At 57.7% G+C, this 23,991-nt stretch carries 15 protein-coding genes; 8 read left to right on the top strand and 7 right to left on the bottom strand.

What is annotated here, in order from left to right:
- Positions 1–5 precede the first annotated feature (5 nt).
- Genes SYN9616_RS0110740 through SYN9616_RS0110730 form a run of 3 tightly spaced genes read right to left on the bottom strand, consistent with a single transcriptional unit; the run spans position 6 to position 4,520 of the window.
- Complete coding sequence (locus tag SYN9616_RS0110740) at positions 6–896, bottom strand: SWIM zinc finger family protein (RefSeq protein WP_028953080.1); 891 nt, start codon at positions 894–896, stop codon at positions 6–8.
- 16 nt (positions 897–912) lie between these two features.
- Positions 913–4,107 carry a DEAD/DEAH box helicase gene (locus tag SYN9616_RS0110735; protein ID WP_028953079.1) on the bottom strand — a complete coding sequence of 1,065 codons (3,195 nt, stop codon included), beginning with the start codon at positions 4,105–4,107 and terminating at the stop codon, positions 913–915.
- A complete protein-coding gene (locus SYN9616_RS0110730) occupies positions 4,104–4,520 on the bottom strand; it encodes a hypothetical protein (RefSeq protein WP_028953078.1) in 417 nt (138 codons plus the stop codon). Before SYN9616_RS0110730 ends, SYN9616_RS0110735 begins: the two co-directional genes overlap by 4 nt.
- A gap of 25 nt (positions 4,521–4,545) precedes the next feature.
- On the opposite strand from SYN9616_RS0110730, the gene alaS reads away from it, so the two are divergent.
- The 5 genes from alaS to SYN9616_RS0110700 all read left to right on the top strand — a co-directional run bounded on the left by alaS (position 4,546) and on the right by SYN9616_RS0110700 (position 10,785).
- The gene (gene alaS, locus SYN9616_RS0110725; protein WP_028953077.1) at positions 4,546–7,215 is read left to right on the top strand and encodes an alanine--tRNA ligase; all 2,670 of its coding nucleotides are present in this window, start codon (positions 4,546–4,548) and stop codon (positions 7,213–7,215) included.
- Positions 7,216–7,228: 13 nt separating this feature from the next.
- Positions 7,229–7,915: a Crp/Fnr family transcriptional regulator gene (locus SYN9616_RS0110720; protein ID WP_028953076.1), complete on the top strand. Its 687-nt coding sequence runs from the start codon at positions 7,229–7,231 to the stop codon at positions 7,913–7,915.
- Between the two features lie 262 nt (positions 7,916–8,177).
- Positions 8,178–8,540 (top strand): DUF3307 domain-containing protein, encoded by a 363-nt coding sequence (locus tag SYN9616_RS0110710; RefSeq protein ID WP_051411019.1) that lies wholly within the window; start codon positions 8,178–8,180, stop codon positions 8,538–8,540.
- A 30-nt stretch (positions 8,541–8,570) separates the two neighbouring features.
- Positions 8,571–10,064: a mechanosensitive ion channel family protein gene (locus tag SYN9616_RS0110705; protein ID WP_028953073.1), complete on the top strand. Its 1,494-nt coding sequence runs from the start codon at positions 8,571–8,573 to the stop codon at positions 10,062–10,064.
- Between the two features lie 67 nt (positions 10,065–10,131).
- The gene (locus SYN9616_RS0110700) at positions 10,132–10,785 is read left to right on the top strand and encodes a hypothetical protein (RefSeq protein ID WP_156918766.1); all 654 of its coding nucleotides are present in this window, start codon (positions 10,132–10,134) and stop codon (positions 10,783–10,785) included.
- On the opposite strand, the gene SYN9616_RS0110695 is transcribed toward SYN9616_RS0110700, so the two are convergent.
- Entirely contained in the window at positions 10,739–12,631 is a 1,893-nt protein-coding gene (locus SYN9616_RS0110695) for a CHASE2 domain-containing protein (protein WP_028953071.1), read from the bottom strand. The genes SYN9616_RS0110700 and SYN9616_RS0110695 overlap by 47 nt on opposite strands.
- A complete protein-coding gene (gene speA, locus SYN9616_RS0110690) occupies positions 12,628–14,559 on the bottom strand; it encodes a biosynthetic arginine decarboxylase (protein WP_028953070.1) in 1,932 nt (643 codons plus the stop codon). Before speA ends, SYN9616_RS0110695 begins: the two co-directional genes overlap by 4 nt.
- Positions 14,560–14,664: 105 nt before the next feature.
- On the opposite strand from speA, the gene ndk reads away from it, so the two are divergent.
- Positions 14,665–15,123: a nucleoside-diphosphate kinase gene (gene ndk, locus SYN9616_RS0110685; RefSeq protein ID WP_028953069.1), complete on the top strand. Its 459-nt coding sequence runs from the start codon at positions 14,665–14,667 to the stop codon at positions 15,121–15,123.
- 15 nt (positions 15,124–15,138) lie between these two features.
- Here the strand turns inward: ndk and SYN9616_RS0110680 are convergent, their stop codons facing one another.
- Positions 15,139–16,839 (bottom strand): ShlB/FhaC/HecB family hemolysin secretion/activation protein, encoded by a 1,701-nt coding sequence (locus tag SYN9616_RS0110680; RefSeq protein WP_028953068.1) that lies wholly within the window; start codon positions 16,837–16,839, stop codon positions 15,139–15,141.
- A gap of 207 nt (positions 16,840–17,046) precedes the next feature.
- Between SYN9616_RS0110680 and SYN9616_RS17380 the strand changes: the two genes are divergently transcribed.
- Together SYN9616_RS17380 and SYN9616_RS15710 are read left to right on the top strand one after the other, a co-directional pair.
- The gene (locus tag SYN9616_RS17380; RefSeq protein ID WP_232200341.1) at positions 17,047–21,606 is read left to right on the top strand and encodes an autotransporter-associated beta strand repeat-containing protein; all 4,560 of its coding nucleotides are present in this window, start codon (positions 17,047–17,049) and stop codon (positions 21,604–21,606) included.
- Entirely contained in the window at positions 21,603–22,880 is a 1,278-nt protein-coding gene (locus SYN9616_RS15710) for a CHAT domain-containing protein (protein WP_084218345.1), read from the top strand. Before SYN9616_RS17380 ends, SYN9616_RS15710 begins: the two co-directional genes overlap by 4 nt.
- Here SYN9616_RS15710 and SYN9616_RS0110630 read toward each other — a convergent pair.
- Positions 22,861–23,931 (bottom strand): FAD-dependent oxidoreductase, encoded by a 1,071-nt coding sequence (locus tag SYN9616_RS0110630; protein WP_051411116.1) that lies wholly within the window; start codon positions 23,929–23,931, stop codon positions 22,861–22,863. The two genes, SYN9616_RS15710 and SYN9616_RS0110630, sit on opposite strands and share 20 nt — an antisense overlap.
- Between the last annotated feature and the right edge of the window lie 60 nt (positions 23,932–23,991).

Raw genomic sequence — 23,991 nt, 5'->3', positions numbered from 1 at the left:
GATGTTCAGTGTCCAGCAGCCATCGCTTGAAGCATGGCGCGCTGGGCACTGGCCTGACCGTGCGCCTTGAGATTGTTCAGGAAAGTCGAGCGGGCTTCAGGGAAACGAGGTTCCTCAGCCAGTGGCAGGTCACCGGCGGCATCCAGTCCAGTGTCACCTTCCATGGCAGCCGTGATCACCACAAGATCACCGTCAAGGCTGCGGTCGTAGCGCCACCACAGGGCGGGATCCAGCACAGCAGGGTGAGGAGGTAACGGAGCGGCATCCTCCTTGGAGGCGTTTGCGTCCCGGTCATTTCCGTGCTGTTCGGCGAGAGCGGCAAGGGCTTTGCGACGTTGTTCCGCCAGGTCTTCCAGAAGCTTGGCGCGGGTGCGCCCTCTCAGTTGAAACAGCACGAAGGGGTCTTCGCTGAAGCGATCCCCCATCAGGAAATACACCGCGCTGATGTGCTTGCAGGGATTGGCCTTGTCCGGGCAGCTGCATTCACTGCGGACTTCCTGCAATTTGAAAGGAAACAGCCGTTTGCCGCTTGCGGCGAAGGCACGCTCAATGTCGACCGGCATGATTCCAGCCAGCAACTGGGCAGACCAGCGCGCTTTCTGTGTGAGGGCCTCGAGCACGTAGCCCCAGTCCTCATCGTTCAACACATCCAGCCACAGCTTCACCTTGTAAGGCTCCTCACCTGTGCCCTGCACGCGGGCATGCACCCGGCGGCCTTCGAATCGGATTGAAGTGACGTTGCCCTCGCGGGCGTAACCCCAGGCGCGCTCCAGACGTTTCTTGAAGCGGTAGCCGTTGATCAGCTCCATCCATTGCTGCACCCACCAGGGCTGTTGTCCCAGCCCTTCGTCGCCGATAGCGGTGATCCCGTTGTTGTTGCCGTTGGTGATCGTCATGGTCTGCTCCTCATGATCAGCTGTCCTCCAGAGCCACCAGGTCTCGCAGCTGATCTCCCCCCAGACTGCCAAGCCATTCCTCGCCGGATCCAACGATGTCCTCGGCGAGGCGTGATTTCTCGCGAATCATTCGATCGATCTTCTCCTCTACTGAGCCGCTCGTGATGAATTTGTGCACCATCACCCGGCTGGTCTGGCCGATGCGATAGGCGCGGTCGGTTGCTTGATTCTCAACGGCCGGATTCCACCAGCGGTCCAGGTGGAACACATGACTGGCCCGGGTGAGATTGAGGCCGACGCCTCCGGCTTTGAGGGACAGCAGAAACAGCTGCGGTCCGCGGGGGTCCTCCTGGAAGCGATCCACCATGGCCTGTCGTTCACTTTTGCGCGTTCCCCCGTGCAGGAAGGGCACTTCCGCTTTCCAGCGTTGCTGCATCCAGGCTTGCAGCAGATGGCCCCATTCAGCGAACTGGGTAAACAGCAGAGCACGGTCTCCCGCTTCGATCACTTCATCGAGGATCTCGTCGAGACGCTGCAATTTGGCGGAACGGCCCAAGAACTCTCGATCCACCGTCTCTTCCCGCAGAGCCAGGGCCGGATGGTTGCAGATCTGCTTGAGCCTGGTCAGCAGACCCAGCACCTGACCATGTCGTTGACCGCGCGGTGCCCTGGCGATGGCATCAAGGGTGTCCTCCACCGTTTTGCTGTATAGCGATTTCTGTTCCTTGCTGAGACCAACCCATTCGCTCAGCTCCACCTTCTCGGGTAGGTCCGAGATGATCGCCTTGTCGGTTTTCAGTCGACGCAGGATGAAAGGCCCCACCCTTGCCTTGAGATCGCGGAGCGACGACATATCGCCGTAGCGCTCGATCGGCAGGCGATAACGCTGACGGAAGAAATCCTCTTCTCCAAGGACTTTTGGGTTGAGGAAATCCATCAGAGCCCACAGTTCACTCACCCGGTTCTCCACCGGGGTGCCTGTCAGAGCGATGCGGAATCGACCGCTCTTACCGGCTCGGGCCAGATCGCGAGCGGCTTGGCTCTGTTTGGCACCAGGATTCTTGATCGCCTGGGCTTCATCGATCACGACTCCCTGCCAGTCCAGGGTGTCCAGGAGCTCGCTGTCCCGTTGCAGCAGTCCATAGCTGGTCAGAACCAGATCCACATCACTCAGGGACTTCTTCAGAGAAGCGGGTGTGGAGGGACGCCGCGGTCCGTAGTGCTCGCACACGGAGAGGTCGGGTGTGAAGGCTTCCGCTTCCCGTTTCCAGTTGGTGAGCACGGAGGTCGGCGCGACGAGCAACACCGGTCGTTTCAGCTCCTGTTCGGTTTTGAGGTATTGGAGGAAGGCCAGCAACTGGATCGTTTTGCCCAGACCCATGTCATCCGCTAAGCAGGCGCCCTGGTCAAAGCGGTTGAGGAAGGCCAGCCATCCCAGCCCGCGTTCCTGGTAAGGCCTCAGCTGGCCGCAGAACCCATCCGGAGCCGGCAGCGGATCCGGGGCTTTTTGCTGGTGATACTGCTCTAAAACGGCCTGAAGCCTTGGCCCGGCCTCAAATTGATGCACCGGTAGTCGCATCAGCAGTTCCCCCTCCGTGGCCGTCAGTCGCAGGGCGTCATCGAGACTGAGCTCCGGATTGGCAGCGCAGAACCGTTCAGCGTTCTTGAGATCGTTGGGCCGAAGTTCGATCCAGGCCCCTTTGTGGCGTACGAGGGGACTGCGTTTGCCGCTGAGTCGCTCCAGTTCCCGGAGGGTGAGCGTCACTCCACCGATCATCAGATCCCAGGACCAGCTCAGTGATTCCCCGAGGGTGAAACCGGTTGAACGCTCGGGTAGTTCCCCTTTGATCGACAAGCCGAGTCGGCTGGCAAGACCACCTGAGAGGCTCGCTGGCAGATCGACTCCTAGGCCGGCATCACGCAGCTGTCGTGCGGCCGTGCGCACCAGCACAAAGGCTTCTGCCGGAGTGAGCTGCATTGACTCCGGGGTGGCACTCTCCAGACCCCGCTCGATTGGCGGGAAGACGGTGAGGGCTCGCCCCAGTCCTTCCAGCAGGACTTCGCCGGGTTGTTCGACTTTCACCTCCCCCAACTGCAGAGTGTTGGCACCGGACGCCCAGGCGGAGGCGGCCGGCAGTTTGAGGCTTGGATCCGACTCCGCCTGCAGGGCGAAGCGCAGGTCCCAGAGCTCTTCCCCTTCCGGTGGTGTCTGGAGCTCCAGGCAGGTTCGGGCTGCGGCGACATCGCCGGCGATGCCCTCTCGCCAATGGAGGCTGGTGCTGGACAGGCGCTCCGCATCCTCTTCGCCGAGATCGATCACACCTGTTTCCGAGCCCAGTGCGTGCTGCCAGGCGCTCAGCAGGGGGTCCAGATCGTCGAGGTTGGGCTCAAAGTCCTTGCGAAGCAGAGCGTCCACAAGATCTTCAAGCAGCGTCGCCACACGCAGACGACCACTGCGTGGCCGACAACAGGCGACCGGGTTGGCGGCCCGCATCGCCTCGGGACGCAGGCGAGTGGTGCGGTTGCTGCGTCTCCCCATCGGTTCACGCCAGGGCAGGGCGCAGGTAGCGACCAGTGGCAGGCTGACGGCGAGATCCTCCAGGCGTCTGCGGTCTTCCTCCCTGTTCAGCAGCGGTACCCAGCGCGCCCTGTGGGGATAGCCCTCTCCCTTGCTCAGCTCAACCTGGGGAATCCAGCGCCCACGGGCCACCAGACTGAGGGCCCAGCGTTGCAGATGGCTCCACCAGCGCAGCTCCTCCGCCAGATCGGGATGGCGCCCTGAGAGAGGAAGTCTGGACAGCCATTCCGTTGCTGCTGCTGGCTCCAGAGCTAGCCCCTGCACCTGCCATGGCCACCATTCGGTTTGTTTGGGGATGGGTTCGCCGGCCTGAAGCGGCAAACCGGTCCAGGCGGGTTCTTCGCTTTCCGTTGGCTCAGCCGGCTGATTGCGAGCTCGACGTGGGCGAACCGACCGACTTGGCAGGGTGAGACAGGCGGTGGCGTCGATGCTGCTGGGCGGAGCCAGATCGCGCTCACTCAGCCAGGCTCGCAGGTCTTCATCGCCAAGGGTGAAGGGATGGGAGGCTGGCGTCAGCCCCGGCCCGGCAGGTATGGCGACCCGCCAGGTGTCAGCCCAAACCAGCAGTGCCGGTTGTCCGGAACTGCTTGGAGTGCGGATGGCGGGAAGCCAGGTGGCGTGCAGCAGGCTCATGGCCGCGACGCGGGAAGGAAGCGATGGGTGCCTTGGAGCAGGACAGCACTGCCGATCAACGGCAGCCAAGCCTTTAGGAGCTCTACCAATAATGATGCCAGAGCGTCCGCTTGCAAGCCCTCGAGGTTCAGAGGCAGGCCAAGACTGCGCACGCCGCAGATGGCGCCAACGAGACCAGCCTGCAGATGGCCATCATCCGGATCCACCCGCTGCAGGTGGAAGGCCAGCAGGCCGTAGAACACACCACAGCCTCCCGAGCGGACAGCGTCCTCCAGGCCCCACCCGAGGCTGAACAGTCCAGCGCTGATTCCGGCCAGTACAGCCCAGCCGATCGAGATGAGACGAAGCCGGGATCGGACCTCGGAATCGCTTGGTGGATCAGCCAAGGCTTCGGGAGGTTCAGGAGCGATCATGACGTCTGGAACTGCCCTCATGTCCATGGCTGCCGCCGCTTCGTCGACTTCTGCAGCGTCCGCACCTCGCACAGGTGAGGAGATTCGCGCGGCGTTCCTGGGGTTTTACAAAGACCGTGGTCATCAGGTGATTCCAAGTGCGTCTCTCATTCCTGACGACCCCACGGTGCTGCTCACCATCGCCGGCATGCTGCCCTTCAAGCCGGTCTTTCTGGGACAGCGCGAGCGTCCGGCGGCACGTGCGACCAGCAGTCAGAAGTGCATCCGCACCAACGACATCGAAAACGTGGGCCGTACGGCACGCCACCACACGTTCTTCGAAATGCTCGGGAACTTTTCCTTCGGGGATTACTTCAAGCAGCAGGCGATTGAGTGGGCCTGGGAGCTCAGCACCAAGGTGTACGGCATTGCTCCCCGCAACCTCGTGGTGAGTGTTTTCCGGGAGGACGACGAAGCCGCAGAGATCTGGCGCGATCTGGTGGGGGTGGATCCGAAACGCATCATCCGCATGGATGAAGCGGACAACTTCTGGACGTCGGGTCCCACCGGCCCCTGTGGTCCCTGCTCGGAGATCTACTACGACTTCAATCCTGAACTCGGTGATGACGCAATCGATCTCGAAGACGACGACCGTTTCATCGAGTTCTACAACCTGGTGTTCATGCAGTACAACCGCGACGCCGGCGGCACGCTCACACCACTGGCCAACCGCAATATCGATACCGGCATGGGTCTCGAGCGGATGGCACAGATCCTCCAGAAGGTTCCCAACAACTACGAAACAGATCTGATCTTCCCGTTGATCCAGGCAGCTGCCTCACTCGCGGATGTTGACTACTACAAGCTTGATGTTGCTGGTCAGACATCTCTCAAGGTGATCGGCGACCACAGCCGAGCTGTGACCCAACTCATCTGTGATGGAGTCAGTGCCAGCAATCTCGGCCGCGGCTACATCCTCAGGCGTCTGCTTCGTCGGGTCGTCCGTCATGGACGACTCCTGGGGATCGATCAACCGTTCCTAAAAACCATGGGCGAGGCGGCCATCAGCCTGCTCAAGGGAGCGTATCCCACAGTCCTGGAGCGTCAGGATGTGATTCTTTCGGAGCTGCAACGGGAGGAAGCCCGTTTTCTCGAGACGTTGGAGCGTGGTGAAAAGCTGTTGGCTGATCTGTTGGCTGCTGAACCGGCCCAGATCAGTGGAGAGCAGGCTTTTGAGTTGTACGACACCTACGGATTCCCGTTGGAACTCACGCAGGAGATCGCTGAGGAGCATGGTCTCAGCGTGGATCTCTCCGGTTTTGAGCTTGCGATGGATGCTCAGCGTCAGCGTGCGAAGGCCGCTGCCGTCAGCATCGACCTCACCCTGCAGGACGCGATTGATCAGGTCGTCTCCGATCTTGAGGTGACCACCTTTGATGGCTACCAGTCACTCGAGAGCTCCAGCATCATCCAGGCCCTGGTTGCGAATGGGGAACCGGTCACACAGGCCAGTGCAGGTGACGCTGTTCAGGTGGTGCTTGAAGCAACGCCGTTCTACGGAGAAGGCGGCGGACAGGTCGGCGATCGCGGTGTGTTCACCGGCAGGGATGTGATTGTCACGATCGAGTCGGTGAGTCGTCATCGCGATGTCTTCGTTCACACCGGTCGGATTGAGCGCGGTCAGCTGGCGATCGGCGACAGGATTACGGCCCAGGTGGATCGGAGCTGCCGGCGTCGGGCTGAGGCCCATCACACCGCTACGCATCTACTGCAGGCGGCGCTGAAGCAGGTGGTGGATCCCGGGATTGGTCAGGCAGGCTCCTTGGTTGATGTTCAGCGTCTCCGCTTCGATTTCCACTGTCCCCGTGCCGTGCCGCCGGAGGAGCTGGAGCGGGTCGAGATCCTGATCAACGATTGGATCGCCGAGGCCCATCACCTCGAAGTCGCGGAGATGGAGATCGAGAAAGCGAAAGCAGCAGGAGCGGTTGCCATGTTTGGCGAGAAATACGCCGATGTTGTACGGGTTGTCGATGTGCCGGGCGTCTCGATGGAGCTTTGCGGAGGCACCCATGTGGTGAACACCGCTGAGATCGGGTTGTTCAAGATCGTGGCGGAAAGCGGTGTCGCCGCAGGTATTCGTCGCATTGAAGCCGTTGCCGGTCCTGCAGTGCTCTCTTATCTGAATGAACGGGATGCTGTTGTGAAGCAGTTGAGTTCACGTTTCAAGGTCCAACCACCTGAGATCGTCGATCGGGTGGTCGCGCTTCAGGAGGAACTCAAGAGCACGGCCAAGGCCTTGGCAGCGGCGCAGGCTGAGCTGGCGGTGGCGAAGGCGGCCGCTCTGGCGGAACGTGCGGAGCCCGTCGCTGGATTTCAGCTGCTTGTGGAACGTCTCGATGGCGTGGACGGCGCGGGTCTCCAGGGAGCGGCCCGGACACTGGGTGAGCGCCTCGGTGAGAAGGCAGCTGTTGTTCTGGGAGGGCTTCCGGATCCCTCGGATCCTGGAAAGGTGATTCTTGTCGCAGCATTCGGCAAGGACGTCATCGGCTCAGGACTGCAGGCCGGCAAGTTCATCGGCGCGGTTGCCAAACGCTGCGGCGGCGGTGGTGGCGGTCGTCCGAATTTGGCTCAGGCTGGGGGGCGGGACGGTGCTGCCTTGGGTGATGCCCTTCGGAGTGCCAAGCAGGATTTGATCTCCACGCTGTCTTCCTCCTGATCGGAAACCTGCCATGACGCCTCTGACGCCCGATGAACTTGCTCAGGCTTCCTTGTTTGCCTCACTGGAGCAGGACCAGCTGCGGCAGCTTCTCGATCGGCATCGAGAGACCCAGCACGCCGTTGATCAGGTTCTCGTCATGGAGCAGGACTGGGGGGAATCGGTGTTTCTGTTGCTGTCCGGTCTGGCCAAGGTCCGCACCTACACCGCTGATGGTGAAGAAGTGGTGATGTCTTTGCTTGGAGCAGGGGATGTCTTCGGTGAGATGGTGGCCGTAGATGGATTGGTTCGATCTGCCGATGTGGTCACGTTGACCCCCGTGCGGCTGGTGAAGCTGCGGATCCAGCCGTTCTCAACACTGCTGCGTCAGCACGCCATGTTCGCCCTGGCGTTGGCCTCTCTCGAAACCACCAGGCTGCGTGATCTCAATCGGCGATTTGCTCTCCAGACAGCAGACGCCACATCGCGACTTCTCGATGCCATGGCGTACCTGGCACGCAAAAGTTCGAAGGAGAATGATCCACTTGCCCTTATTCCTCCCTTGCCACAGAAAGAAATCGCTCTGCTGGCAGGGCTGGCGCGCGAAACGGCTTCCCGGACGCTCAGCAAGCTTCGCAGTCGGGGAACCGTGCAGGAAAGAGATGGTTCTTTGACCATCGTTGATCCTCAGCCTCTGATCAAACGTGGCCTGATCGACTGAGACCACTCAGGGTCGAGACTCAGGATCCTTCATCCTTCCCATCGCCTTCAGGGTCAACGGTGCCTGTCTGAGCAGTTGCTTCCTCCTCGATTCCAGATCCCTTCCTCGTGACAGGTTTGATTGGAGGAACGACAAGGAACGGAGCCACACTGTGGAGAAAACTCTGACTGCGTTGCCCGCTCGTTGTCGTGCCAGGAAAGGCTTCAGTTTTGCTGGAGAGGTTGTTCCTGCCTAGGCTTGTTATCAATCCGAGGTCATAGGCGTGGAGTTTGAATGGCATTCTTTTTTAAGCTCTTTCCAGCATCCTTTGGACCTCCTTGTCGTCCTAATTTTTGGTCATTTCGTTGCAGATTATCCACTGCAGGGAGACAAGATGGCCGTTGAAAAATGTCCTGGTTGTGATGTCACGATCAACTGGAAATGGTGGCTCACTGCACATACGGCAACCCATGGATTTATGGTTGCGATATTGACTGATATTCCACTTCTCGGTATGGCTGAAATGGCCACGCATTTCTGTATTGATTTTGGCAAGTGCCGAATTGGTTATCCGCTGCTTGTTGATCAGGCCTTGCATTGTTTATGCAAGGTTTTGTGGGTCATTTTTATTATGTTGATGGCCTGAGCATGTCTTGCATTGTTTTTCGGGATTGACATGACTGTTGCTTTATTGGTTGTTCTCTGGCTGCTCACCTTTGTGCTTGGGCGTATTCGTCAGTTGCAGCTCTGGAGATTCAGCAGGCTGATCCCCAGTACGGTTTTTTTCAGGGTCTCCATCACGGCTGCCCTGATCAGTCGATTCCTGGTGCTCGCCGGTATTCAGGGTGACGTCGTTGAGTGGATCCGTCTGGTTGCCAAAACCGGTATTTATGTCGCTGTTGTAGAGATCGTTCTGGATTTGATCTGGGCGCTTTCAGCGCGTTTCAGTACGCGTGGGATGGCGCCGCCACGCATTCTCAAGGACTTTTCACTTATTGCTGCATCTGCCATTGTTGTTTCGGCTGAGCTGAGAAGTCAGGGTTTGTTGACCACAGTTGGTTCAGCAGCGATTCTTGGAGGCCTGGCGTTCATTGTTGGTCCAGGATCGGCTTCACAGATCAGCAATATATCGTCGGCTTTAACAGTTCAGGTGGAGCGTCAATTTGCTGTGGGAGACTGGGTTGAAATTGATGGAAAACAGGGACGTGTTGATAATGTGACCTGGAATAGTATGTATCTTTATGATGATATTAATGATCGAATAATTGTGTTTCCAAACTCATTCATCGATAGTGGTAAGGTTATTAATTTTTCAAGACCTTCTGATTCTCAATATCGTCTTACGATTGAGGTTGGCCTTTCGTACGATCTGCCTCCAGGGGAAGCTGTTGCCTTGCTTAGGAGCGTTCTGGATCGGCATGAAGGCATCCTTGATCCATCGCGAAACGTTGTTGCGATCCGTTCATTCGATGAATCGTGTATTTCTTACTTGTTGAAATTTTTTGTCGACGACTTCGGTTTGCGTAATAAGGTCAAGACCGAAATTTACTCATGTATATGGTATGAGTTGGAGCGTGCTGGCTATTCGGTGCCATACCCGGTAATTGATCTTCATACTCACCATTCGACTCGGCGCTTGCATTCGGAAAGGCAACAGTTCATTCAGTCTCAGAGTTTTGAACTGTTGCGATCAATCGATCTTTTCGAATCCCTGTCTGATGAAGAGATTAATGGCATTGTCTGTCAGGACAGGGCGCTTGCGTTTGGACCTGGCGAAATCATTGTTGACAGTGGTCAAGTCGGCGGATCGATGTATGTGCTGCTGAAAGGAGTCTGTTCGGTTTTGATACCTGATCCATCCGGAGGGGAGCACTCTGTGGAACTCTCTCGGCTGAAACGGGGAACGATCTTTGGTGAAATTGCTGCATTGACCAATGCGCCTCGCACGGCTTCAGTCAGAGCGATCGGTCATGTCATGCTTCAGGAAATCAGTCAGCAGCGAATTGAGGATGTCTTTCTGAAAAATGAGACAGCGATGGAAGCCTTCGCCAAAGTGATGACCTCCCGAGAAGCGGCTGATCGCAGCCTTTCACCTGATCAGCAGAAATCTTTCGAACTCAGTCTGATCGATCGGATGGCGCAGACTTTCAATAAGTTCTTTTCCAAGTAAATCAAATGGTGTGCTTTACCTCTCCCTCTGGTGTCGTCAGCATTGAGTTGCGGAGCTCTTGTTGCTCTTGAAGCCTTCTTTTCTCAAGCTCCTTTCTGGCAGGTCTTGCGGCCGCAGCTTTGTCCTGATCGTCGCAGGGTTGATCGGCTGCACATTGGGTCTGAGCCCCCATGGTCTGACCGATTCCCGCAGCACCTTTCCAGGTCGACGGGTTGGTGGTGGCACCCGCGGAGAATGCACGGCACGGATCTTGGCCCATCTTGTGCCCGCGAATAGTGTCTTCGGCCTCTCGTCAGCAGGCGATATTGCGATGGTTCATGGGCCTACAGCGAACCCCGTTTCACTCACGATCAGTTTGAAGCCTGAAGCCGGTGGGGATGGTTTTTCACGCAGCCTGCCTGCCGCGCCAGCTGGCATCACGTTGATACGTGTGAAGCCCATCCGTGTTCCCATGGTTTGGGAATCAGGTTTTGATTGCAGCTCTGGGTCAGATGCTGCTGCCGATCCACTCTCTTTCGTGACCACGGCAGCGCCTCCAGCGGTCAGTCTCCTACTGCCGAACCAGGAGCCTGCCGATGTTGATGTTCAGCAGGCACTGCAAGCGCTGCGCCAAAGCTGTGGTTCCACCGTCCCAACAGCGGCGACCCTGTCCGGATTTGGCTTGGCAGACCTGGTCACGTCACAGTGGCCGAGCCAGCTGCCGGTTCGTTGTCCATCCTGAGTTCGCTTACTGTGATCCGCTCATCTCTGCCCTTCACCTGCATTGGCCCCCATTGGATCAGCTGTAGCTGAGCCCTGGCTTCAGCACTGAGCAAGGCCAGTGTGTGCTCGGACACCAGCACTCTCAGGGCCCCGACATGGGTTTCTTTCTGCAGGCTTTCCAGGCGGGACGCGCAATTGACTGTGTCGCCGATGACGGCATATTCGATGCGCTCCGTGCTTCCCATCGATCCCACCAGGGCGTCACCGGAACTGATGCCGATCCGCATACGCATCATCGGAGCCCCTTCGTCATTGAGTTGATTGTTGAGCAGCTTTAACCCTGCATTGATTTCTTTGGCAGCCTCGATCGCCGCTGCTGCCTCAGCGCTGGGGTCCTGAGCCAAGGGGACTCCGAACACGGCCAACATGCCATCCCCGGTGAATTTGTTCACCATGCCGCCGCGACGGGTGACTGCTGGAATGCAGACGGCCATGCCACGGTTCAGCCAGTCCATCAGTTGCCTCGGATTGAGGCTCTCGGACACCGAGGTGAAGCCCGCCGTGTCTGTGAAGAGCACGGTGACGGGGAGCTGTTGCCCTTCAAAACGACCATCGCTCAGCAGCTCCTCTCTCTGATTCCAGAGCTGTTGTGCCACCGCCGGAGAGGTGGTCTGTCCGAGCAGGCGACGGATCTGTTGGGAATGTTGCTGGCTTAGGGCTCCGCGACGAAGCCAGGCGGCACCTCCCATGCCGATCAGAGCGGTGGTGGGCATGGTTGCACCGATCCAGACATGCTGATTCATCAGCAGCAAGGTCAGTGCTCCCATCAGCCCTGCCGCAGCAAGGCTGACCGTCAAAACGCTCCGTCTCAGATTGGGAACGCGTTCCCCGAGCAGGAGTCCGCCTGCGGCGCAGCTCAGCACCAACAGCAGATTTCCCCAGCCCGGCATAATCCAGCCGATGGTCATGCTCCCGTCTTGGCTGGCCAACAGGCTGGCCACTCGGTTGGCATGAACCTCCACACCAGACATCTGAAAGAGCTCGGTTCCTCCACGGAAACGGCTGTGCGGAGTTACAAACAGATCCCGCAGCGAGGGGGCTGTGCTGCCGATTAAGACGATGCGCTCGGCAATCGCCTTGCTGGGAACGTCCCCATCGAGGAGCTCGGTCAGCGTGAATTGACGGAAGCTGCCGGGTTCATGGAATTGCATGAGGCGTTGCAGCCCCAGACCTGCATCGACTTCGTTGAAGTAGCCACCGCCGTTGGCGCTGAGCCATGCGTCGTGATGGGTTCCGTTCTCCATCGCTTCCCGCAGGTTGGTGACGCCTGTTGCGACCTCCATGACACGCATGGGAAACGACACGGTGGCGGCGTCCTGACCGGTCACGTGCAGGAGATCCCGTCGCAGCACTCCATCGGCGTCCACCGTTAGATCGTTGTAGGACTGCCGCTCCGGAGGGGTTTCTGGCACCGGACCGATGCCGGCAGCGATGTTGGCAATCGATATCAATGTGGAGTCATCGCGGAAGCGATCCCGAAGGCACTGTTGCTGATCTCCGACTCCCTTGTCTCGGTAGAGATCGAATCCGATCGCAGCAGCATCGAGGGCGTTGAGTGTGTCGATGGCCTGGCAGAACAGTGCATCATCAATCGGCCAGCCGAAGCGTTTGATATCGCTTTCTGATATTCCGATCAGGGTGATCGCCGTCTGCGTTCCGGATGGCGCCGCTCGGTTGTATGTGATCAGGTCATAGAAAACGAGATCCACTGTTTGGGCGAGTCCTGTGCTGCGGAGAAGAACCAGTGCGCCCAGCACCCCCACGTAAGGGGCAAGCCCCCGTGCCAGTTGCGCGATTCGTTTCATTCCTCCAAGTACGTGGTCTGGCCAAGACTGCCTTTGAGGTGATCCATCAGACGGCGGGCATCGGCGATGCTCAGATCTCCGCGCTGGATCGCACTCTCTGACCCTTGCCTCAGGCGTTCCAGTAGCAGATCCGGCTCATGCTGCATCACCTCGAGCACATCCGCATTGGTATCACCACGCAGCACATGGTCCAGCTTGTACCCGCTACCGCCGGGATTCAGCCGGATGTGGACGGCATTGGTGCTGCCGAAGAGGTTGTGGAGGTTGCCCATCACTTCCTGATATGCCCCGCCCAGAAACATGCCGATGCGGTACGGCTGGCCGTCCTGCATGGGGTGCAGTTCCAGCAGGGGCTTACTGGTTCCAGCATCGATGAAGCGAGCAAGTTTGCCGTCGGAGTCACAGGTGAGGTCTGCGAAGTGCCCCAGCTCCGTGGGTCGTTCGTCAAGGCGATGGATCGGCATGAGCGGAAACAGCTGATCGATTGCCCAGGTGTCCGGCGCGGACCGGAACACTGAAAGGTTGGCGTAGTAGGTGCAGGCCAGAGCTCTCTGAAGACCTCTCAAGTCATCATGGATTGGTTCGTGGTCCGGTAGACGTTGGCTGATCTCCTTGGCACAGGTCCAAGTGAGTTGTTCAGCCATCGCCCGTTGACTGAGGCGGATGTAGCCCAGACGGAATGCAGCAAGCGCATCGTCCCGGAACTTGATGGCGTCGTTCCAGGCTTCCTGCAAAAGGGGGGTCTGATCGCTTCCCAGGCTGCGGATCTGCTGGAGGGTGTCCCGCAGATTGCGGACGGGCAGTGGTTCGTCGTCTTCGACGGGAGGCTCCACTTCGGGGGTGCGACCGCAGCCGAGCACGTTGAACACCAGGACGGAGAAATGGCTGGCGATGGCGCGACCGCTCTCACTCACCAGGGTGGGTACCGGAATCCCATGGGGCTCGCAGCATTCCCGCACGGTGGCCACTACGTCGTTGGCGTAGTTCTGCAGCGAATAGTTGGTTGAGGCGGATGATGCGGTGCGGCTGCCGTCGTAGTCGATGCCGAGGCCGCCTCCGACATCCAACAAGCCCATGGGTGCTCCCAGACGGGTCAGTTCGACATAGATCTGTCCGGCTTCCTGCAGCGCATCTTTGAGAACAGCGATGTCGTTGATCTGACTGCCGATGTGGAAGTGCAGCAGACGCAGGTCCTGCAACAGGCCAGCTTGATCCAAGGCCCGGACGCTCTGCAGCATCTCGGAGAGGTCCAGGCCAAATTTCGCTTGGGCTCCAACGGAGCTCCCCCATCGACCGGTACTGCGCGTGGAGAGCTTGGCTCGGATGCCGATGAAGGGGGAAGCGCCAAGGTCATGACTGGCAGCGATGATCCTCTCCACCTCATCGGCCTGCTCGATCACAACCATCGGTTGATGGCCCAAACGTCGTGCCAGGATTGCTGTCTCGATGTAACGCCTGTCTTTGTAACCGTTGCAGATCAGCAGGGCATCGGGGTTTTTGGTGAGGGACAGGGCAATCAGGAGTTCCGCTTTGCTGCCGGCCTCCAGGCCGAAGTTCCAGCGCTGTCCCGCTTCCACGAGATGCTCCACCACATGGCGCTGCTGGTTGCACTTGATCGGGAAGACCCCCTGGTAGCGACCGCCGTAGTCGTAGTGGGCGATGGCGCGTTCGAAAGCTGCATGGAGCCGTTCCAGCCGGTCCTCGAGGATGTCATCGAAGCGGATCAGCAGCGGTGGATGCAGGTCTCGAGCCTCCAGCCCCTTGAGCAGCTCCACTAGATCGAGGGAGCCCCCGCGATCGCCCCGCGGCTGCACGACGACATGGCCTCGGGCGTTGATTGAAAAATAGGGATCTCCCCAGCGATCGAGACCGTACAGCTCGGCACTTCGGGCCACCGACCAGGACCGTTCTGTACCGGTCAGCACCATGGCGGCAAGGGAGAAGCACTTGAAAGATAAAGGCAGTGCTGCGCTCTGTGCTTGCCAAGTGGTGGGGCGTCCATTGACGATGGCGCCGTATTGGACACTTTTTTCATGGCTGTTGAACGCTCTTTTGTTGCTATCAAGCCTGACGGTGTGCAGCGCGGCCTCGTCGGCGAGATCATCGGTCGCTTTGAGCGCAAGGGGTTCAAACTTGTGGGGCTCAAGCAGATCACCCCGAGCCGTGAGTTGGCGGAGCAGCATTACGGCGTCCATAAGGATCGCCCGTTCTTTGCTGGTTTGGTGGAGTTCATCACCTCCGGCCCTGTGGTGGCGATGGTCTGGGAAGGCGATGGTGTGATTGCCAGTGCGCGCAAGTTGATCGGTGCGACAAAACCCCTCGAGGCGGAACCCGGCACAATCCGCGGTGATCTGGCCGTGAACATCGGCCGCAACGTGATTCATGGTTCGGATGCTCCGGAAACCGCATCTTTCGAAATTGGCCTGTGGTTTTCTGCTGCAGAACTGAACGACTGGACGCCTTCGGATCAGACCTGGCGGACAGAGGACTGACGCCGTCGTTGTCGGTCAGAAGCTGTAGCGGACCTTGGTGTACAAACCGTTGCCAAGGATCCACTGATTCCAATCATCGGAATCGTCATCGCTGTTGAACGCATCCACCCAACCCAGCTCCAGCTCGAAGCCACCACGGCGATATCGGGCCATCAGCCCCCCTGATCCAAGGGTGTTTTTGATGCGGCCGCTGTCGTTCCAGACGCCACCCATGCCGATGAATGGCACCAGTTGAAGGCTTTGATCGCCCTGTGACCAGACGGCCCAGACCAGCTCTCCGCTCCCCAACACACCGCTTTCGCCACTGATCACCGTCCCTGGTAGGCCTCTGAGGCCCACATCGCTTCCCAGCACGAACGTCATGCTTCCGGGCAGTGGATTCAACGCGGCTTGGCCGGCTCCTCGTAGGTTCAGCGTGGTGCCGGGCGAGAGGCCCCAGGAGAAATCGGCCACAGCTCCCACAGCCCGGGCTTCTCCGGGTTCGACGCCCATCGCAGCCATGTTGAAGAGGTGTTGATCGGGGCTGAGGACGGCCAGCCCTTGCATGGCGTAGAGATTGGCGTTCCAGAAGGCATTCCATGCCACGCCACTGAGATTGGTGCCGATTTTGAGATATCCGCTACGACTCCAGCTGTCCCAATCACCATCGGCCAGCCTCAGAACATTGGCTCCGCCGGCGACGAGGGGAATGTCGGGCTTGCCTCCTGATTCGAAGCTGTCGGTGCGGTTGGCGCTGACGCCTGCGAATGCCGTCCAACGGAATGTTGGCTCCTGCTTCAGCAGGGTCTCAAGCTGAACAAGTCCTTGCAGCGTCCGAAAACTGAAGTTGTAAAAAGGCTTTTCAAATTCAACGAAGCGTCGATAGCTGTATCCGAAGGACCCTGTAAGTGTCCAGGAATCCCTCAGGGGCCAGGTGTAGGTGCCTGAGATCACACCGGTGCCGAGCTCGAGTTCCCCATCAGCGTCGAGCTCGATGAACAGCAGGCCCGTGTCTCCCTGGCGCATCAGGTTGTTCTGCAGGAGTGACGCCATCGCACGCCATTCACCGCTGCCTGCATTGCCTGTGTTGCTCAGGCTCAGATCACCCTGGAGTGGACTCGGTGGAGCCGGCTCCACGGCGAGGTTGATCACCGCTTTGGTGGGGTCACTCCCAAGCCGGCCCATGCTTCCTTGGATTGAACCAACGCCACTTCGACGTACCTTGACCAACGCCTCTTCCAGGGTCGGCAGGTGCAGAACGGTGCCGATCAGGGGATCGAGTTGTTGTTCGACACTGGTCTTGAGGGCGTCGTCATCGCTGCTGACGCGGAGTTCGGCGATGACGCCCAGCACCACATCGAGAGCCCCCGGGGCTGGGGACGCCAAAACGTACACACGGCTGTTGACATAGCCGTCCTTCACCAGTCGTGCGGTGAGGGCTGCAGCGCAGGCATTCAGTGTTTTCGCCACGCTGGCTGAGCCGCAGCTACTGAAGATCGTCTGCAGCTCAGCTTCGCTGTAGGGGATTTTGCCCTGGAGGGTTGGACGCCACGTTCCGGGCTGAGCGCTTGGATCCGAGGACTCTTGTGGCTGCTCTGGGGAGGATGCAGGCTCCGGCATCAACACCGGTGGTGGTGAAGCCTCCTCCTGACGCTGTCGCTCCTGAGAAGGACGATTTGGCAGCCGGACAGGACCTGGTTGAATCGGAGGCTCAATCAGCTGCGCCAGAACAAACAAAGAGTGAAGGTGGTTCTGGAGATATTGATGATTAAAAGCGAGATCAACGCTCAGGACTGCTGCGTGAATGACAGCCGGTCAAAAAGATTGGCGAAAACAACACAGATCATGCTGCGACTTATGAGTCTCATAAATGTGTAAATAGATTCGACTAGTCTCAAATTCTTTCTTGATTCCTATTTGCTTGTGAGTCGTTCCAGGCGACCTGTGGCACTTGTCCTTGCGGGCCTTGGTGTTCTGTTGGGTTTTCGCTTGGTTGTCCCTGCTCGGCTGCGTGCAGAGGTGCGTGCCACCGAAGGTTCCAAAGGGTTATCGACAAAAGTGAATGGCAAGCTTGGTGGTCGCTGCAAGGCAGGTATCTGTCGTATCAGTGGAGGAACGAATTCCGGTAAAAATAAATTTCATCGCTTCAGTCAATTTGATACGAGAGGAAAGATCAAAAAGATAGAAATTGACCCTGGCCGTCAACGCAATCTTGTAATTGGCGTGACGTCTCCCTATGGAACCCATCTCAACAAGATGGTTTCACTCAGCCGCAAAGCCAATCTGTTCTGGCTCTCACCTGGCGGTATCTCACTGACGCGTGGCGCCAGCTTCACCAATGTTCCCCGTCTTAACCTCAGTACGGCTCGCACACTGCGATTTCCTGGTGGTGCCTTCGATGCCATCACAAGCACTCCTGCTGATTTAAGCCGACTTCAAGGGGACCCTTTGCGTGGAGCCGCAGGCTTTGGTGACGACGTCTCTTTCGGCAGTGCGGACAGCTCTTCGCTGCCCCCTGGTATTTATCTCGATGGCATCAACGTCAGCATCGATGACGAGTTGCTGCTGGATGCCCCCGGTGGACGGGTGGAGTTAACGGACAGTCGTCTCTCAGTGAGTTCAGCGAAGGGCACGGCTGGCACGCTCACCTTGATGGGGGATGCGATCGAGGTGGATGGCACGTCCCAGCTCTTGGCCACGGGCCAAACAGGCGGTGGAACCATTCAGGTGGGTGGCAGTTGGCAGAACAGCGATTCGGATGTTCGTCAGGCCACGACAACATCCATTCAACCGGGAGCGCGTCTCGATGCCTCGGCTTTGGACCAGGGCGATGGCGGTGAAATTGTTGTTTGGAGTGACATCCACAGCAGTGATTCTGTGACGGAGGTCGGAGGTTTGTTGCGTGCTAACGGGGGGGCCTCGCATGGTGATGGCGGGCGAATTGAAACATCGGGTGCAACTTTGTCACTTGATCCAGTGATCAACGTTGAGGCCTCGGCTGTCGAAGGGGAGGCTGGATTATGGCTGCAGGATCCTTACAACTACACGATCAATTCTGCGCCAGCTACGACTATTTCAAACACTTTAGATTCTGGAACCTCTGTTACAATTAGTACCGCCACTGATGATACGTCTCTTGGCTCGTCCGGATCTGCTTCTGATGTCGGAAATATTACGTTAACGAGTCCGATCAGTAAAACTAGCGGCGGCAGCGCGACATTAACGTTTGAAGCAGATAATGATGTTGTATTAAATGACAATGTTTCCTCAACAAGCGGTGCTTTGAATGTCGTCGCAAAAGCGAATGGTCAAATTGTTGTTGACGAGGGCAAAGCTATTGAAACCAACGGTGGTGATATTGTACTTTGGTCGAATACAGGTAATAAAGAGTCTGGTTATGGCGAGCATTACATAAACTTGGATTCTGGTTCGTCGCTTAACTCATCAGGAGGCAAGATTGTACTTGCTGGGGGGTTGGATTCCAATTCAGATGGTTATCCTGATGGTTATGCTTATATCGGTACTTCAATTTATCCAGATGGTGAAATATTTTCAAGAAATCCTAAGCAACCTGGTATCAGTTTAGGCAGCGTTCGCAATCAAACGGGTTCACGCATCACGATCAACTCTGGTGGTGGTGATGTGATTGTGCGGGGTCGCTCGGGCGTGGATTCCGATGAGGCAGACGGTTTTGGCTCACAGCGCGCAGTCGTAATTGATTCAGGTACGGGAACCATTCATATTGAAGGTGATCAAGTCTCTTCGAGTGGAGGTGTAGGCCTCCGTTTTGGAGGCGTTAATTATTATCCAGATGTGGCCATTAGTAGTGCCAGCACGTCCACATCTGCCATCAATATCGTTGGCACCTCCATTAATCGTGCTGGAATTTGGCTGGGTGAAGGTAATACGAACTCTGATCAGGCCGGAACTGTCTTGATTCAGAGTTCAGCAAGCTCCGGCGGTGGAATTAGTCTTGAAGGTTCTTCGAGTCAAACGACCAAGGGTTATCGGGGAATTATACTTTCTGGTTCAGGGTCAAACGGTTATCAAGAGTATCAGTTTCTTTCGAATAATGGATCAATTCAGTTTTTGAGTAAGCGCGATACAACAAATTCTGAGATTCGTATATGGTCTGAAACTTATTTGGGGCAGCGCAAAAATAGTACGGCTGTTCAGGGCGTAGTCCCAATTACTGGTAGTAGCAGTGCATCGACAACGTTGAGAGCCGACGCTGCTGTTTATTTCAGCAGTTCAGTTTTTGGAACTGGCTCCGTGGAGGTCTATCCCTACACCTCTGGTCAATCGATCGGAGTTGAATCCTCCGGTGATTTTGAAGTGCATGACCTCAATAATTTGGCATCGACGTTCTCCACCGTTACGATTGGTGATTCATCTTATACAAATGGGATCACTGGGGGCTCGGCGATTACTGTCAACAGCCCAACTGAGTTTAATTCTGGCTCGGCGAGGCTTAGCTTCTCGCAAGCTTTAACAGGTAGTGATGATGATATTACTTTTAGAGTTGCGGGTAATTCTTCTGTCGCGGCTGTCAATACAGGAACGGGAGGTCTGACCAAGGCAGGCTCAGGTACTTTGAATTTAACAGTTGAGAATTCCTATTCGGGTGATACCACCGTTGATGAGGGAACGTTGCGTGTCTCTGACAGTGCTGCGTTGGGAACGAGCGATACAGTGAACCTGAATGGTGGAACATTGCGATTTTCAGTTAGTACAGGTGACAAAGAATATTCCGTTGTACTTGGTGGCTCTGGCGGCACTCTTGAAGCTGATACTGACGCCACAGCAACATTTACAGGAATTATAAGTGGTGCGGGATCGTTGACAAAAAAGGGGTCTGGAACTGTTACGTTAACGGGTTCAAATACCTACGAAGGCTCCACTGAAGTCGATGCTGGAACGCTCACGGTTTCGGGGAGCCTTGCAGATACGACGGCGGTCACTGTGGAATCGGGTGCGACCTATGAATTGGGTGCAGATGACGCGATTGGTTCTCTAGCTGGGGCGGGAAATGTTGATCTGACGTCTTACACCTTGACTGCAGGAGGTGATAACGCGTCCACCACATTCAGCGGTGTGATGTCTGGTACGGGTGCATTCACAAAGGCAGGGTCTGGAACATTCACGATGTCCGGAGCGAATACCTATACGGGTGCGACAACGGTGAATGCTGGAACGTTGACGGTGCAGGGAGCTTTTGCTTCTTCGGTGACTTGTTCATCGGGAGCATCTTCGAATCGCTGTGCTTCATCCTCGGACGACAGCTCGACACCCACACCTACGCCTACACCTACGCCAACGCCGAAACCGAAGAAGCCCAAGCCGACAGACAAGCCGAAGCCGGCGGACAAACCGAAGCCGACGGACAAGCCCCAATCGACGGACAAACCGAAGCCGACTGACAAGCCCCAATCGACGGACAAACCGAAGCCGACAGACAAGCCGAAGCCGGCGGACAAACCGAAGCCGACTGACAAGCCCCAATCGACGGACAAACCGAAGCCGACGGATCAGCCCCAACCGACTGATCAGCCCAAGCCGACTGATCTGCCCAAGCCAACAGAGACACCTGGACCTAAAAAGGTCACATCAGACGACACCAAGTTTGATCAGTCGTCCGCTCTGAAGCAGGATCTTGATCCCACTGCCAAGCAACAACCCAATTCGTTCTCCGACCTCCTTGAAGACGAGGGAGGAGAGCAAGTTGTCGAAGCGGTTGCCGTCGTCGAAAGTACAACGACACAAAATCCTGTGTCATCGGCAACGACACAGTCGTCATCCGCAGCTCCTGCGCCCTCCTCTTCAAGTTCTTCGTCGACATCTTCTTCATCGTCATCTTCCTCAACTTCTTCAGCATCCGTTGCTGACAGTGGATCTGAAGTGGTGGTGGAGGATGCCGCAGCAGCTCCTGCGCCCTCGTCGTTGTCCGGCGATGGATTGGATGTGAATTTGAGTTTGGATTCAGGATTCCAAGTCGTTGAGACGGCAGAGCAGGGTGCAGGTGATCCTGCCTCCTCCTCTGGACCGACATCGTCTTCTGCGCCGGCTCAGACTCAAAACTCATCACCGGACGAATCGAGCATCTCGACGTCCAACGCCGATGAGTCGTCTCAAGCGAAGTCATCATCAGACACCGAGTCGACGTCCGAAGCCGATGAGTCGTCTCAAGCGAAGTCAGCATCAGACACTGAGTCGACATCCGACGCCGATGAGTCGTCTCAAGCCGATGCAGCATCAGATACTGAGGCCTCGTCTGGTTCAGATAACTCGTCGACCGAACCATCGTCTCCAGTCGCGAACGTGACCTCAGTCGATGCCAAACAAGCCAGTCAGACCGTTGTGAGCAGTGACGAAGTAGCGACCAAGCGGCTCACGCAAAACCTCAACCTTCCTGATCTCTCAGGCGTGAAGACACCGAAACCCGCTGAGATTGCCAACTTTTTGCAGCAGACCATGCAAACGATTCGCTCCGGTGGTTCGCGATGACTCGGCTGAACGCTTCCCGATGGACCATTGGACTTGCGTGTTGCCTGGCGTCTGTCACCTGGACAGGGCTCACCACTCTGGTAACGCCACAGAAAGGCTTGGCTCAGGTTTCTGGAGAGGTCTCAGCTCGAGCTCAACTGCCTCGCTTTGAGCGGCAGGCTTACAACCCAGCGGTTCTGCATGTGCGTTTCACGGAAGCGGCAGGACGAACCTCCTCCATTGATACCGATGCCTTCCTGGATCTCACCTTGATCCTGGCGTCTGGCGCGGTTGAGGGATTGCGCATGGATCTGTCGCTCAAGCAGTTCCAAACTCAGCTTCGGAAGCTCTACACCCAGCTGTCCCGTCTCGAGCCTCTGAACGAGGCTGACCCTGCGTCACCATCACGTCAGCTCCATGCGGTGCTGATCGCGGAACTGATGCCGGTTCTGCTGAGAGAAAAGGTCACCACGTTGTTGATCGCGGCCGATCGCGGCTTACAGGCTGTTCCCTTCGCTGCCCTAAGTGACGGAGAGCGATTTTTTGGCGATCGCTTCGCGTTTTCAATCACACCGTCGCTGGCTCTCACAACGTTCAATCCCTCGGACGAACCTGGCCAGCGTTTATTGGCATTTGGTGCCTCTCAATTCGACGGATTGGCATCGCTGCCGCTCGTGCCGCAGGAGTTGAATCGAATCAGCAGCCGCGGTGGCAAGGATCAGTTTCTCAACAAGGACTTCACGCCTTCGACGCTGCTTGAGAAGGCCAGTTCAGCGGATTACGACAAGCTGCATGTGGCCACCCATGCAGAATTCAAACCTGGCGGTCCGAAGGCCTCCCAACTCCATTCCGGAACGGGTCCGATCTCGATGGAGCAGCTCACGGCGTTGCGTCAGAGCCGGCGCGGTGTTCCGCTCGACCTCGTGGTGTTCAGTGCTTGTCGAACAGCGCTTGGTGATGCTGATGCCGAACTCGGTTTCAGTGGATTGGCCCTTCAGGCTGGGGCCCGTAGCGCCGTTGGAACACTCTGGTATGTCGACGACGTGGTGACCTCCGCCTACTTCGTTCAGATGTATCGCTACCTCAATCAGGATGTCCCTAAAGCGGAAGCCATGCAGTTGACGCGGCAAGCCTTCATTCGTGGATTGATCCGTTTGGTCGATGATCAAGTTGTTGGAGCCGATGGTTCCCCCTTGTTGACCGAGCTCACGCCCGCCCAACAACGCCGGGTCGCTGATGGTGTGGGCAATCCCTTCTTCTGGGCGGGTATTGAGCTTATGGGTGCTCCCTGGTGAATCGATTCCAGTGGAATGCCTCCAATTGGTTGTCGTTCGGGCTTTGATCCTCGCCAACGATGGCCCTTGAGAGCAGTTGTGCTGTGATCGCCGCGAGTAGGACGCCATTCCTGTGGTGCCCGGTGGCGAGCCATAACCCAGCCACAGGTCCTCGTCCAAGCAGTGGGCCCTCATCGGGGGTGCAGGGGCGGAATCCCCACCAGCGTTCCATCGATGGCCAGTTAGCGGCCTGCGGCAGCAGCGATTGCAATCCGGTTTCCAGCTGTTTCTGTCCATCCGGCGTCAGCCCCTCCTGAAAGCCAGCCTCCCGTTCGCTGGTGGCACCCACCACAACGAGTCCGTCTTCCCGCGGAACGAGGTAGGTGCCGGGCCCAAAAATCACCCGTTTGAGCGCAGCGCGGGGAGCTTGCAGCGACAGCATCTGTCCCTTAACGGGAAACACCGGCAACCCCGGAAACAACTGTCGACTCCAGGCTCCGCAGCAAAGCACGGCTTGGCGTGCCGGCCAGTCTTGTTCGTCTCCGACGGCATGGCGTAAACGAATGCCTTCGAGTGCACCGGTTTCGTCCAGTCGCAGCTCCAGCGCCTCCGTCCCTTCCATGAACTGCACCCCGAGGGAGGCGCAGGCTCTCTCCAAACCACGCATCAGTTGCCTGCGGTTATCGATCTGACCGTCCTGTTCGAACAGCAAGCCCGCCTGCCAGTCCCCGCCGATGCCCGGCAGTTCTCGTTCCAGCTGTCGGCGATTCAGCGATGCCCCCGATGCTGCTGTTGGGTAGCTGTCCCGTTCGTCGCCGGAACGAAACGGCACGACGATGCCGCAGGCTCTCAGACCGCAGGCCAGGCCGCCATCCAGCTCAATCTGAGCGACCCAGCGCGGAATCAGTTCCAGACTGGACTGGCCCAATGCCAGTAGGTCCCCGCACAGGCCCTCTGCATGGGGGGCAAGCATGCCGGCGGCAACGAATCCCGCAGCTTCACTGCGGCGGCGGCTGATCACCTGCACGGCTCGACCGCGGCGGGCCAGTTGATGGGCGATGGCCAGGCCCATCAGTCCACCACCCAGGATCAGGATTGGCTGCTGGGGCTTCTCGATCGCCACGTTGCTGTC

It is taken from the genome of Synechococcus sp. CC9616 (assembly GCF_000515235.1).
In the GTDB taxonomy this organism is placed as follows: Bacteria; Cyanobacteriota; Cyanobacteriia; order PCC-6307; family Cyanobiaceae; genus Parasynechococcus.
This window is presented reverse-complemented; position numbering and strand designations above follow the sequence as displayed.